A 13,540-nucleotide genomic window follows, 5' to 3' on the forward strand; every position below is an offset into this window, starting at 1 on the left:
TTGGCTGAGCGCTATCGGAATCGACGGCGGCACTTTACGCGCCGAGTGCATCTACTCGCAGGCATCATCAACTTTGAGCTAGCTCTGGTTAGCTGATTCGTGCAAGAGGTCTATTGAATCCACACCCTCCGAGGCGGGTCGCTTTTGGTTACGCAGCGGTCAAATTGAAAGCCGACAAGACGCAGATTTACCCCCCGCTATCGGACAAAGTTGGGGGTATCCTCATCCCACACCGAGCAGTTGGATTGCCCAGACTGATTTAGTCGTTTATCAGTTGCCTGAGCAACACTTTGAGGCAGCACGAGCAATTGCGCTAATCGCAGCAACTTTCTCAGAGCAGTCAGAAGCAGTTGCCGAGCGATCGCTTGAAAACGGGCACCGTGAATCTACGGAGAAAGAAAAATTGCGGCATCAGCCAAAAAACCTGTCTCCACCAGCTTCTTTGAAGGGCAATCGACCGCCACAAATTCAGTCGCCGCAAATTCACTCAGATGTGCAGGCAAATATCCAGCCCCCTGAATCGCCTCCGATTGCTTTTCCCAAACCCGTCAAGCGTCCGGGTCGATGGTTTTGGCAACGCTATCCCTTGATTGAGCAGCAAAGCTCTTCCGACTGCGGTGCTGCCTGCTTGGCAATGATAGGGCAATATTGGGGGAAACGGTTTAGCATCACTTCCTTACGGAATCTCGCTGGCGTGGGGCGTGCCGGTGCCTCCCTGAAGAACTTAGGCGCAGCGGCAGAAAAGGTCGGATTTCACGCACAACCCGTCAGGGCGAGTTTAAACCGCTTAATCGAGGGGAAAAACCCCTGGATTGCCCACTGGCAGGGCGATCATTATGTGGTGGTTTACCGAGTCAAGGGCGATCGCATCCTGATTGCCGATCCCGCAGTCGGCAGGCGATCGCTTTCCCAGGCGGAATTTCTCGCAAGTTGGACGGGATACGCCCTGCTGCTCGATCCGACGCCATCGCTGCAAGCCACCCCAACGGAAAAAAATTCTCTCAATCGCTTTTGGGGTTTGCTTTGGCCTTATCGTTCCGCGATCGGACAAATTATCCTGGCGTCTCTGCTGATCCAGATTTTTGGTCTGATTACCCCCCTGTTTACCCAGATAATTCTCGACCGGGTGGTTGTTCACAAAAGCGCGATCGCCCTGCATGTCTTTAGCCTTGGTCTGCTACTATTTGGCGTTTGGCGCGTCTGCGTCACGGGAATTCGACAATACCTGCTGGATTATTTTGGCAACCGATTAGACCTCACCCTGATCGGCGGCTTTATCAGCCACACCTTGACCTTACCCCTTGCCTTTTTTGAATCGCGCCATGTCGGGGACATTATCACGCGCGTTCAGGAAAACCAGAAAATCCAGATGTTTCTAACTCGCCAAGCGGTCACAGCTTGGTTAGACGCCTCAATGGCACTCGTCTATTTGGGGCTAATGGCTTATTACAACTGGCGTCTCACCTTAGTAGTGGTAGCGCTAATTCCCCCGATTGTTATTTTGACGGTGGTGGCGAGTCCATTTCTCAGAGGAGTATCGCGGAAAATTTTTAACGAAGAGGCGGGACAAAATTCCTCACTCGTAGAAATGATGACCGGCATCGCCACGGTGAAAGCGGCAGCAGCAGAACGACAGTTGCGCTGGCGTTGGGAAGACCGCTTAACCAGCACCCTAAATGCCCAATTTCAGGGTCAAAAACTGGCAAACGGCTTGCAAGTTACCGGCGGCTTAATTAATACCTTGGGTACTACAGCATTGCTTTGGTACGGGGCGACGCTGGTAATTCAGGATCGGCTCACGATCGGTCAGTTTGTCGCGTTCAATATGATGATTGGTAGTGTCATCAACCCCGTGCTGCAACTGGTGAACCTGTGGGATGAACTGCAAGAAGTTTTGGTATCTGTGGAACGGCTGAATGATGTGTTTTCAGCTCAACCCGAAGAAAGTCCTCAAAAACCTTTGCTAGTTCTACCTCGGTTGCGCGGCGAGGTGAAATTGGAGAATGTTACCTTCCGCTACTCTCCAGATCAAGAGCGCAATACGCTTCAGAATCTATCTTTTGAAGTGACATCTGGGCAAACAGTTGCAATTGTTGGGCGCAGCGGGTCTGGAAAGAGTACGTTGGTCAATCTTCTCCAGGGTTTATATCAGCCAACCAGCGGTCGAATTTGTGTCGATGGTCACGATACCCGCCATGTTTCTCCCTCCTCCTTGCGGAGTCAGTTGGGGGTGGTACCGCAGGAGTGTTTTTTGTTTTCCGGAACCATTTTAGAAAACATTACGCTCTACTTGGATGACTTTACCTTAGAGCAAGTTGTTGAAGTGGCAAAACTTGCAGAAGCTCATGCTTTTATTCAAGATATGCCGTTGGGATATCACACGAAAGTTGGGGAACGGGGGGCAAATCTCTCCGGCGGACAGAGACAACGAATTGCGATTGCTCGAGCGCTTTTGGGAAATCCTCAAATTATGATTTTAGATGAAGCTACCAGCTCTCTAGATACTGACTCCGAGCGGCGATTCCAGCAAAATTTAGCTCGAATTAGCCGAAATCGCACAATTTTTATCATTGCCCACCGACTCTCAACGGTTCGACACGCTGACTGCATCCTGGTCTTAGATCGAGGCATTCTAATTGAGCGCGGTACTCATGATGAACTGATTTCGCTTCAAGGTCTTTATTACCATCTAGCGCAGCAACAACTGGATCTTTAACTCCAAATGTTCTAAACCGAGCCAACTTGTATGAATTATTACAGTTTTACTTGAAATTGGTTTCATCCGTTGGCAGGAATGTGGAGCAAATTACAACCGTTACGATGTTAAAGATTCTTGTTCTGCCAAATTCCTCTTCCACGACCATTTGTTCAGTAGCATTGCAATCATCAATTCCAGTCCTCGGTGAATTGGCAGCTAATTCAGAAAATTTGGCAAAAAATATGCCAATTTGGCAGACTTTCCAAGCAGCAGAAATTAGGATAAAAAGGGAGTTCCTGTGGAAAAATTGGTAACGATGAAAAGCCAAACCAAAATGTTGCTGAAACCGGCTAAAAATGGCACCGCTCGTTAAATCCAAGCAACGAGAGCCATCCTCAATCTCAAACTTTGAACTTGCTCATTCTGGGCCACAGCCATGCAAAAACCAATCAGATCGATTTCTGCATCAACGGCCTCAAACCTACCCTTAACTCCACCCGTTGAGCCTTTTGGCTCAGGCTATACAGGTAGCAACCAGAATTCATTCGATAGCCAGGGGATATTATCCCGTACTCCGACTCAAGGCGAGTCGGTTACTCATCCTGGCAAGATTCAGCGTCAGTGCGATCGCTCTTTTGCTGAGATTTACGGGGGTGCGACTGGCTCTATCGAAATGAGCGTACAGCCCACCTCGACTGAAACAGCTAGCAATTCTCAAGTTCATTTCGCGTCTGCCACTTCTCCAGAGACTCGAACCAACCAATGGTCTACCTCGTTGCAGACGGTGCTTGACCAGCCACCTTCCACGCTTCCTCGTCAGCTGATATTGGGCGGAATGGCTTTCTGTCTGGCTTTTGGGGCTTGGGCTACCTTTGGGCAAATTGACGAAGTGGGTCACGCTCAAGGACGGTTAATGCCCAAAGGAGCCGTCTATAAGATTGACCCAGTGGAAATGGGCAAGGTTGCCAATATTGCCGTCAAAGAAGGTCAAGCGGTAAAAGCCGGTCAAGTGTTAGTGGAACTGGATACCCAAATTGCGGCGGGTGAAGTAGAGCGTTTGCAGCAAATGCTGGCAACGAATCAAATGCAACTTATTCAGAAGCAAGCGCTTCTAGAGAAAACGCATCTGGAAGTGAAAACCCAGACAGCGATCGCTTCTTCAGACACTCAAGCAGCTTTTGCTGCGATCTCCGAAGTCAATGCCAAAGGATCTGCTACCCGCGAACAAATCGCTCAACTTCAAACGGCAAAGACGGCGAATCAAGAAAGACTCGAAACACTAAAACCCCTGTCGGCGACGACGGCAGAACTGCACAAGAAACTAAAAGCTGATGTAGCGGCAGCGGTAGAGGAAGTCGAGAGGGTAAAACCGCTGGTCAAAGAGGGGGCGATCTCCAAGAAATATTTGCTGGATGCCGAGCAAATGATGCGCGATCGCCAAAGTGCCATCACCAAAACTCAACTAGAAGAAGACACAACTCTTAAAGACCGGCTGTTTGAAGCCCAGCAAGCTCTGCGCGATGGCGATCGCGCGATCGCTTCAAGTCAAGGCGATTTAAAGCAGACGCTCGCACAAGCACAGCAACTCCACGCAGAACTCGCTCAAAAACAAGCTCAAGAGCGCAAAACTCAGATAGAAACACAGCAGCAAATTCAGGAATTAGAAGTTGAAATGACTCAGCTTAAAGCCCAAATTGCTGAAACTCAAAATCTGCTGAACGCCGCTAAAGCAAAGCTCAAACAACGGTTTCTGACTGCTGCCGTTGATGGAGTGGTGTCGTCTCTGAAAGTCCGCAACGTTGGCGAAGTGGTTCAACCCAGCCAAACTGTTGCCGAAATCGCTCCCCACAAAGCACCCATGATTCTCGTAGCCAGTTTACCCAATCAAGAAGCGGGCTTTGTAAAAACGGGAATGCCAGTAAAAATCAAATTCGACGCTTACCCCTATCAAGAGTACGGTATCGTTTCCGGGAAGATACAATCCGTCTCTCCCGATGCGAAACCCGATGAGCGACTGGGAGAAGTCTATCGAATTGAAGTAGCGCTGGATCGTAACTATATCAATGCAGATCGTCAAAACATCAAATTTAAAGCCGGTCAAACTGCCTCTGCGGAGATTATCATCCGCCGACGCCGGATTGCCGACATTCTGTTAGATCCCATCCGCCAGATGCAAAAAGGCGGCATCAGTTTGTAAAACCAAATTTATCCAAGGGCAATTGTTATGGCTTATCACATTCCCTGTTCTAATCCTAAACTTGACAAAACCATGAATTCCGAACAGTTTAATCAAGTTGTTGAAGCCATCATGGAAGGAAAGTATTCTTGGGCTTGCGTTTTACTATTGCGGTTTGCTGGTTACAATCCCCTACACTACATCCCCTACCGAACATACAACCGATTGCTCAAAGAAAACTGCCAAGTTGGCAGACACACCAACTGTAAAACAGATACTTTAAATACAGATAATCAAAGGGCTGCAATCGGGTCAGAGAGCCTAGAGTCACACAAGTGCTTAAGCACAATTAAAGACCTTGGTTATCTAGAAGCGATCGCTGAGCCACAAGTACGGGGAAGCGGGGGTCATTTCGACCCCTGGTTAGTCATAAAAACTCAAAAAATAAACTCAATTTTTCGGGAATTTAAATAACAAAAAAATCTGCTCTTCAAGATTGAAGTTGATTTTTTGACCAGTCGTAAAAATCCTGCCGCGTTCATCTTTACTAAAGAATGGGGCAGGTTTTTCTTTTACAATTGCCAAAAAACTGCTCTCACACTATTTTTTAAATCATCGAGAAAAAATGCCAAAATGGCAACACGACCTTAACCATACTGTTTATATTGTTTATATCAACCAAACAAGGTTGTTTCAGAAAAAAACTGAATTGCAAAGGAAACATTTAATGATTATTTCTGACCTAAGCCATTTGGAAGTTGCCGACCAATCTCCCAGTCTTGTTGGTGCTGGCTATAGCTACTCCAGCTACAGCAAATATAAGAGCAATTCCAGCTATCTCAATCAATACGCTTCTTCCAAAGCAACGGCTAAATCAGTATTTGGTCCAGCAACAGCCGTAGCAATTTCTACAAATGTAGCCACCGTTACCCAACTAAATTTTTAAAAGTGGCGGTTGCTGTTAAATAATGCTCTAAATATTGAGCATTATTAGGGGAAACTTCTCTGGAAGTCTATCGACAATAGGCTTTCTAACTCGGTTACTCAAAAAGTAAACCAAATTCTCAATCTGGAAAGGAGACATCGAATGATTATTTCTGACCTGAGCCATTTGGAAGCTGCGAAGCAATCTCCCAGTGTTGTTGGTGGTTGGTATAGCTATAGCTATAGCAATTATAAGAGCAATTCCAGCTATGTCGATCAATACGCTTCTTCCAAAGCAACGGCTAAATCATTTTTAAGTTCAGCAACTGCGGTAGCAATCTCTACCAATGACGCCAGCGTTTACCAAATTAATTGATGAAAGGTGACTGCTGCCCTAAACTTTGAGCTTTTTCAGTAGTAAACCTTAGGGGAATTTATCCCCGGAATTGGCTTTTCAACCAGATTTCTGCAAAAACTAAACCCATTTTGAAAAGGAGACATCCCATGATTATTTCTGACCTGAGCCATTTAGAAGTTGCCGAACAATCTCCCAGCGTTGTTGGTGCTGGCTATAGCTACTACAGCACATCTAAGAGCAACTACAGCTATCTCAGTCAATACGCTTCTTCCAAAGCAACGGCTAAATCATTCTTCGGTCCAGCAACTGCTGTAGCAATTTCTTCCAATTCAGCCAACGTTTACCAAAGTAACTAATTAACGATGGCTATTGCTTATAGCCATTGAGCAAATTTAAGTCTGAGAACTGCTGAAAGCCAATTTTAAGTAAATAAAAAGGCTTTCAGCGGCCTTTTTGTTAGCAGGAGGACTCCCATGAGTGGATTAACAATCAATGATTTAATTTTTTTTGATTCGGGAATTTCGGACTCAAGTGGGGTGACAGGTGGCTCAAGCAAGATTACCTTGCACGACTTTTTGAAAGATATCAGCATCCCGATTGATTATATCGATGTCAAAGACACGGACTACTTTAGTTATTCGACTAGCAGTAGCAAGGGAACAAAAAATAGCCTGAAGGCCACAGCTAGTGCTTTTGGGAGCAAGGGTAATATGTCTGTTTCAACATGGACTTCCGGTGGCTATTAATCTAGATTTGGCAGATAACAGTTCAAGATATACCCTACCTTGGACTGTTTATCAATCCTTCTGTGACTGTAAAAACTGAAGATAATTATGCCTTAGTTTGCCTTGCTGACTTTATTTAAGTTGTTGATCTAAGGACATATAAACAATATGATTAAATCATCTCAATGCGTTTTGTATCTTGGTCTAGCTGGAAGCTTGATCGTATCTGTTGCTCTACCTTCCCAAGCTAACTCTCCGGGTGGCAAAGATTTCACCAGCGCTTTAAGCGTCATTAGTTCATTTTCCTCTGGAGGTGGTTCTAGTAGTGTCACCGCTACCAGTAGTGCAACAGCAACCTCGTCTGGTGATAGCGGTTTCAGCAGCAGTCAAAGTACCTCTAGCGCATTCTCATCTTCAGCGGGTTCTGGCAGTAGTAGTAGTGCGACAGCGACATCTCCTACAGGAACTCCCAGTAGCCAAAGTGCGACAGTCTTTACTCCTGGCGCAACATCCAGTAGCGCTAGCGCCACAGCTGCCGCATCTACAACTTCTCCTAATATTACGAGCGTCACTGTTGCCGCACCCGCAACCTCTACCAATCCCACTAGCGTCACCGTTCCTACACCTGCAACCTCTGCCAATCCCAATAGCGCTAATATCACTAGCGCTAATATCACTAGCGCTAAAGTTAATGCGCCAGCAACAATCATCCCTAATGCTGCTGGAATCTCAACCACCTTGCCAGTGGCAACCTTCTCTAACCCTAACGTCCCAAGCACTTCCCGCTCATCAACCGTTGCCGCAACCTACATTAGCAACTTCTCTTTGCTATCATCTCTTCCAGACAAGAGTGAGATTATTGAACAACGTAAAGACCTTTCTGTTGAAAATAATAGTAGCAACAATGAAGGAGCTTCCTATAGCCTTGTAGGGCTAGGTAGCCGAGTTTTTCCAGGCCTTGGTGTGAGGCTAGTTACTGATTAAGTCTAACTGAGTGGAGTCATAACAATGATATGACCGATCTTTCAGGGGCATCTATTCATCCGAATGAAGTGGTTAATTTCCTGAAAAAAAATCTTCAGTTGAAGGATGTCCATCAAAAAATTTTATATCAAAGAATCATCGAAAAAGCGGCTCAGGAAAGAAACCTAACAGTCACCGCAGAAGAAATTCAGGCTGACGCGGATAGGCTGCGTTATGAGAAGCGTTTGGAGAAAGCCTCAGACACGCTAGCATGGCTGGCAGACCAGATGATTACTGTGGATGACTGGGAGGCAGGAATTAGCGATCGCATTCTGGCTTGCAAGTTAGCTAATTCTCTATTCTCTAAAGAAGTCGAGAAGTTCTTTGCGGAAAATCGGCTTGATTTTGACCAAGTTTTACTCTACCAAATTATTGTTCCTTACGAAAAGGTCGCTCAAGAACTTTTCTATCAAATTGAAGAAGAGGAGATCGATTTTCATCAAGCCGCTCATCTTTACGATTGTGATGAAAGGCGCAGACATCATTGTGGATTGGAAGGCAAGCTTTTCCGCTGGAACTTAAAGCCAGATATTGCCGCCCTTATATTTAGTGCCCAAATCGGAGAAGTAATGGGTCCCATCCAAACCGAGCAAGGTTATCATCTCTTAATGGTTGAAGAGTTCATTCCTGCGGAATTAACCCCTGAAAGGTATCAAGAAATCCTTGATAGACTCTTTGAAGAGTGGTTAACCAGTGAGTTAAATTATATGATTCATAACCAAATGGTTTGAACAAGCCACCAATTTTGGGTGAGTTTAGAATTCTATCTAAACTCTTGCTTTTAATTCACCCTTCTGAATGGAGGATATCAATCGTGATCCGTTCTAAAGTCTTAATTCAGCGAATCGTCTCATCTGATGGAAAAAGCGTTGCAGAAGCCAAGAGCGTAGTCATTACGTCGGATGATAGTGAGAATACAATTAGTCAATGCGTCACGGTTGAAGTCTGTTCCGGCAATCGTTGTAGCAGTCGCTCAACATCTAGCGTGACTTCTAAATAGACACCTGCCTGAAAAGTGGGGTGGGATATAATCTTACTGCATCCAAACGAGAATTGTTATATCCCTAGCGATTACAGATCGCCCTTTCTACAAGCATTAGGATGTTTCTATTAGGGACTTCTAGAAAAAATCATCTCTATGCCATTGTAGGGGCACGGCATTGCCGTGCCCCTACAGCAACTATTCCCTACTAAGAGGCTGAAAAATGAAGGCTACGTAGGCAGGCTTCGTTCGTGTAGCTACGACTTTAGTCGCCTAACGTTTTTACTTTGACTTCACTGCAACAGCTTTCTTTCTGGCTTCATATCCAACGCCCATTAAGCAGAATAAGAGTAAAGCTAAGGTACTCGAAAACTCTGGGGTTTCAGCAATTGCCTTACTTGCTTTCACTTTATTTGTCTTAGTTTCTACTAAGGTTAGATAAGTTAAGCTATCGAATTTACGCGAAAACTTACCTTGAATAAAAGCTTCAGCAGTTTCTTCGTTGCCTCCAAAAGAAGTCTCTAAAAAAACTTTATTTGGCTTAACGGTTACGTTGGCGCTCTTCTCATAAGCAAGAAAATCACCAGGTTCTAATGTCTTTATTTTTCCGGCTAAGCTAAAAAAGTCTAAAGGAATCCAAGTCTTCGTATCTTTATTATTCTGGGTGTTATATAACTGAAAATTTACCTCTCCAGACGCACTAGCATATTCAAATTCTGGTTCGTCAATAGAGGTTTTAAGACCTAAAAAAGCTGAAAAATCGAAAGAGAAAGTTTGACCTGCATTTACTAGAAAGTTATAGCCAATCACTCCAGCTACGCTTTTCACCTGTCCAAAATAGCTCTTACCTTCGCCCTCAATTTTACTTAAAGAGAAATTGAAAGCTGAGGTTTTTTTAGGGGAGGGATCGGCTGTAAATTCTGCAAAGGCATCAGCATCGGCAGTCACCTCACTACTGCTTGTAAATATCTCAGTAAAAGCCTCAGTAAAAGCCTCCACCTCAACAGGTGAGTGGCTAAATTTATTCAGTTCTACTGTCGCTTCAGACTTGGCTAGAGTTGCAGCCCAACCAGGCGCAGCAACGAACGCAGAGCTAGCCATCAAAGGCGTTGCGAACAGCAAGAAGCGTAAGCTGGGACGTTGTTTGGTTATCATAAAAACCTTATTTCCTTATGTCACTAAAATTTTGGGCATGAGAATTTTGACCTGCTGAAAGTTGCAGATCGAAGCGATGAACTAACAAAGGAACAATTTCACCTAGACTGTTTTCAATAACAATAAACAGCCTGTTTGTTAAATGGATGTCTCCATTTAACAAACCTTTGGGTTACGCTGAAAAGACTGACGAGAAAAGTTTCTATTGCACTTTAGCAAAGAAATACTTAAGGACTTTCACGTAAGTATCATAATCCCAATTCTCTAAAATTAGAGTAAAGCTCCAGTAAATATACTGAAATACTTTTTAAAGATTTGATGAAGTAGGAATGGTCATTCGGATGCTGAACAAAATGAAAAAATTGCCGTTCTATCTATTGGTTCTACAAGGAGTGTTGTTCGGGATAGAGCTACAAGTAGCAGCGCAGGCGCTGGTGCCTCTAAAAGCGGTGGAAAGGTTGGGCGGTCGCCAACAGATGCGATCGCTTGAGGCTGCTGTTACCAAGAAGCAGCTATCTGGAAGCCAGAAGTCAGACCGTTTTACTAATAAATTGCAACAGATTCCTCTCGATCGGGGCAGCGCAAATAAGTTGCCTCAAAAAAGTGAAGAGGGGTCAGCACTCGAAATTCCTACCTCTGTCACGTCTCCGTATTCTCACGTATGGGTCATCAAAGACAGCCAAAATCAGCCAGAGCAACAGCCTTTTGCGTGGATGGTCAAAGATACTAAAAAACAGCATGAAGATGGCAGTACGGTGCCGCTACAACCGATATTGGGGCTGCTGAAAGATACCAACCAGGCAGCGCTTCAGATGGCAGACGCGGGTGACGCGGGTAAAGCTACTAAAAAGTCTGGCTTTGATGAAATCGTTAAAAATACGGAGAAGGTGGAAGGGTTGTTTACCCTCTACCGCAACAAGAAGACGGGCAAAATTTATTTAGAAATCAAGCCCGAACAGCTCAATAAAAACTTCCTCGGCACCGTGACGATGGAATCGGGGATTGGAGAACGCGGGATTTATAGCGGAGTTCCCCTAAATGATTTCCTGTTTTATTTTCGTCGCGTGAACGAGAATTTACACTTTGTGGTTCGCAATGTTAACTTTCGCACGCGCTCTGGGGAGCCGCAAGAGCGATCGCTCAACCGGGCGTTTAGCGACTCTGTCCTCTACTCGCTGGACATCAAAGCGACTCATCCGCAACGCAAAACCCTGCTTATCGATATGGGGGACTTACTCCTCACCGATTTGCCTGGGTTAACCTCGATGTTAAAAACGTTTTTGGATACTTCCTACCGCCTCGACAGTAGCAAGTCGTATTTCGACACCGCCAAAGCCTTTCCCCTCAATATCGAAATTTCCTCGGTTTACGGTTTCTCATCGACGAGTAGCCAGGACGCAAATTTAGCGACTCTGCCTGATAGCAGGGCACTCAGCCTTAAAGTCCATTACAGTTTATCCCAGCTACCGGAAAACAACGGCTATATTCCGCGTCTTGCCGACGACCGGATTGGCTACTTTATTACTGCTTATAAGGACTTCTCCAACGACAACCGCAGAGAACCTTTTGTTCGTTATATTCATCGCTGGCACTTGGAAAAGCAAGATCCGAAAGCATCCTTGTCACCACCCAAGAAACCAATTGTCTTCTGGATTGAGAATTCTGTCCCGGTTGAGTACCGCGACTCCATCCGCGAAGGCGTTCTGATGTGGAACAAAGCTTTTGAGAAGGCGGGATTTAAGGACGCCATTGAAGTGCGGCAAATGCCGGATAATGCCACCTGGAGTCCCGCAGATGTCCGCTACAACACGATTCGCTGGATCAATTCTTTGGATGGATATTCTGCCAGAGGGCCATCGCGTGTCAATCCGCTGACTGGCGAAATCTTAGACGCCGACATCATTGTAGATGCCAACATGGTGCAATCGATCAAGCAGCGATATCGCAACCTTGTCGAGTCAAGCCAGTCGTCGGAAACCGGGTTATTTTCCCAAATTGCGGGGAATCCCAATCTCTGCAACGGATTGGAGAGAGGACAAGCGACGGAGAAAGGAAAAGAGGAAAATCCGTCATTATCTACCCCCGATTTTTCGCAACTCCTACAAGACCACGATCTCTGCTACGGCATGGAAGCGGCTACTCAATCAGCGATGGGAGCGATCGCATTATCGCTGGTTCACAATGTCTTGCCTAACAGCAACGAAATGAAAGAATTTGTGCATCAGTATATCCGCCACCTGATTTCCCACGAAATTGGACATACTTTAGGGTTGCGGCACAACTTCCACGGTAGCACGCTGCTAAAGCCAGAAGAATTGAACAACACCGACATCACGCGCATCAAAGGAATGGTGAGTTCGGTGATGGATTACGTTCCCGTCAACTTGGCACCCGAAGGCGTGAAGCAAGGAGAGTATTATCCAGGCGTTGTTGGCCCTTATGACAAATGGGCGATTGAGTACGGTTATAAACCGAGTGGGGCAACAAATTTTGTAGCTGAGAAGCGATTTTTAGAGCAAATTGCCTCCAAATCGCCCGAATCAGAATACGCCTATGCAACGGATGAAGACATCTTGGATCTCGATCCGGGTGCCAGTCTTTGGGATTTGAGTGGCGATGTGCTGCGCTACTCACAGTCGCAGATGGACAACGCCCGGATGATGTGGGGGCGTTTGGATAAGCGTTACCCGTTGCAGGGCGATAGCTATGAAGAAATGCGCGTGTTGTTTAACACGATACTAAGTTACTACTTCAGTAACGCTAATTTGATGAGTCAATACATTGGTGGGCAGTCATTTAGCCGCAACCATGCCGGAGATCCCAACGGGCGTTTGCCGTTTGAACCCGTGCCGCTAGAAAAACAGCGCGATGCATTGACAAAAATAGGCAAATATGTATTTGCCGCAGACGCTTTTGATTTTCCGCCGGAATTACTCAATCAGTTAGCACCGTCGCGCTGGAGACACTGGGGAAATCCGATCCCGATTTTCCGACTAGATTATCCCATTCACGAAAACCTACTGTTGCAGCAACGTCGCGTATTGCGATCGCTTCTATCAGAAGATCGCCTAAATCGTCTGCGCGACATTGAACTGAAGACGAAACCAGGGGAAGCGCTGACGCTACCAGAACTCTTCGACACCCTGCAAAATAGCATTTGGACAGAGGTACAGCAATCCGATCGCAAACCCGCGAATATTTCCAGCCTCCGCCGTTCCTTGCAACGCGAACATCTAGAAATCATGCTGGGGATGGTGTTGCGGACTGAATCGGTACCGGAAGATGCGCGGACGTTGGCATGGTACGAACTGCAACAACTACGGAAATCGTTGGATAGTGCGTCGAAGCAGAAGAATCTCGACACCTACACCAAAGCGCACCTTCTCGAAACACGCGATCGCATTAACAAAGCCTTAAACGCCCAGTTGGAATCGAAGTGAATCCACCATCGACGATAAATGGTGCAACTTGAAAGGGTTGGAGGAGAGGTTAAATCCAG

The 13,540-nt window shown here is 45.9% G+C and carries 13 protein-coding genes; 10 read left to right on the top strand and 3 right to left on the bottom strand.

Annotated elements, in window-relative coordinates; genetic code table 11:
• The first annotated feature begins 274 nt into the window (after nucleotides 1-274).
• A complete protein-coding gene (locus H6F50_RS18070; RefSeq protein ID WP_242029096.1) occupies nucleotides 275-2,716 on the top strand; it encodes a peptidase domain-containing ABC transporter in 2,442 nt (813 codons plus the stop codon).
• A gap of 46 nt (nucleotides 2,717-2,762) precedes the next feature.
• Here the strand turns inward: H6F50_RS18070 and H6F50_RS18075 are convergent, their stop codons facing one another.
• Nucleotides 2,763-3,077: a hypothetical protein gene (locus H6F50_RS18075; protein ID WP_190429763.1), complete on the bottom strand. Its 315-nt coding sequence runs from the start codon at nucleotides 3,075-3,077 to the stop codon at nucleotides 2,763-2,765.
• Nucleotides 3,078-3,134: 57 nt separating this feature from the next.
• Here H6F50_RS18075 and H6F50_RS18080 point away from each other — a divergent pair, with 57 nt between their 5' ends.
• The 6 genes from H6F50_RS18080 (at nucleotide 3,135) to H6F50_RS18105 (ending at nucleotide 6,902) form a co-directional block, all read left to right on the top strand.
• Complete coding sequence (locus H6F50_RS18080) at nucleotides 3,135-4,895, top strand: HlyD family efflux transporter periplasmic adaptor subunit (RefSeq protein ID WP_190415180.1); 1,761 nt, start codon at nucleotides 3,135-3,137, stop codon at nucleotides 4,893-4,895.
• 27 nt (nucleotides 4,896-4,922) lie between these two features.
• Entirely contained in the window at nucleotides 4,923-5,348 is a 426-nt protein-coding gene (locus H6F50_RS27230) for a HetP family heterocyst commitment protein (RefSeq protein ID WP_190429764.1), read from the top strand.
• A 253-nt stretch (nucleotides 5,349-5,601) separates the two neighbouring features.
• Nucleotides 5,602-5,820, top strand: a complete 219-nt coding sequence (locus H6F50_RS18090) for a hypothetical protein (protein ID WP_190429765.1) — start codon at nucleotides 5,602-5,604, stop codon at nucleotides 5,818-5,820.
• 141 nt (nucleotides 5,821-5,961) lie between these two features.
• Nucleotides 5,962-6,174 carry a hypothetical protein gene (locus H6F50_RS18095; RefSeq protein ID WP_190429766.1) on the top strand — a complete coding sequence of 71 codons (213 nt, stop codon included), beginning with the start codon at nucleotides 5,962-5,964 and terminating at the stop codon, nucleotides 6,172-6,174.
• Between the two features lie 128 nt (nucleotides 6,175-6,302).
• Nucleotides 6,303-6,512 carry a hypothetical protein gene (locus H6F50_RS18100; protein ID WP_190415176.1) on the top strand — a complete coding sequence of 70 codons (210 nt, stop codon included), beginning with the start codon at nucleotides 6,303-6,305 and terminating at the stop codon, nucleotides 6,510-6,512.
• A gap of 117 nt (nucleotides 6,513-6,629) precedes the next feature.
• Nucleotides 6,630-6,902 carry a hypothetical protein gene (locus H6F50_RS18105; protein ID WP_190429767.1) on the top strand — a complete coding sequence of 91 codons (273 nt, stop codon included), beginning with the start codon at nucleotides 6,630-6,632 and terminating at the stop codon, nucleotides 6,900-6,902.
• Between the two features lie 365 nt (nucleotides 6,903-7,267).
• On the opposite strand, the gene H6F50_RS18110 is transcribed toward H6F50_RS18105, so the two are convergent.
• Nucleotides 7,268-7,660: a hypothetical protein gene (locus H6F50_RS18110; RefSeq protein ID WP_190429768.1), complete on the bottom strand. Its 393-nt coding sequence runs from the start codon at nucleotides 7,658-7,660 to the stop codon at nucleotides 7,268-7,270.
• Between the two features lie 234 nt (nucleotides 7,661-7,894).
• Here H6F50_RS18110 and H6F50_RS18115 point away from each other — a divergent pair, with 234 nt between their 5' ends.
• Both H6F50_RS18115 and H6F50_RS18120 read left to right on the top strand, forming a co-directional pair.
• Complete coding sequence (locus tag H6F50_RS18115; RefSeq protein ID WP_190415173.1) at nucleotides 7,895-8,635, top strand: peptidylprolyl isomerase; 741 nt, start codon at nucleotides 7,895-7,897, stop codon at nucleotides 8,633-8,635.
• Nucleotides 8,636-8,718: 83 nt separating this feature from the next.
• Nucleotides 8,719-8,904 (top strand): hypothetical protein, encoded by a 186-nt coding sequence (locus H6F50_RS18120; RefSeq protein WP_190415172.1) that lies wholly within the window; start codon nucleotides 8,719-8,721, stop codon nucleotides 8,902-8,904.
• 264 nt (nucleotides 8,905-9,168) lie between these two features.
• Here H6F50_RS18120 and H6F50_RS18125 read toward each other — a convergent pair whose 3' ends face one another.
• Complete coding sequence (locus H6F50_RS18125) at nucleotides 9,169-10,041, bottom strand: hypothetical protein (RefSeq protein WP_190415171.1); 873 nt, start codon at nucleotides 10,039-10,041, stop codon at nucleotides 9,169-9,171.
• Between the two features lie 341 nt (nucleotides 10,042-10,382).
• Here H6F50_RS18125 and H6F50_RS18130 point away from each other — a divergent pair, with 341 nt between their 5' ends.
• Nucleotides 10,383-13,481 carry a zinc-dependent metalloprotease gene (locus tag H6F50_RS18130; RefSeq protein WP_242029098.1) on the top strand — a complete coding sequence of 1,033 codons (3,099 nt, stop codon included), beginning with the start codon at nucleotides 10,383-10,385 and terminating at the stop codon, nucleotides 13,479-13,481.
• Nucleotides 13,482-13,540: the final 59 nt, after the last annotated feature.

The organism is Coleofasciculus sp. FACHB-712 (assembly GCF_014695635.1).
In the GTDB taxonomy this organism is placed as follows: Bacteria; Cyanobacteriota; Cyanobacteriia; order Cyanobacteriales; family FACHB-T130; genus FACHB-T130.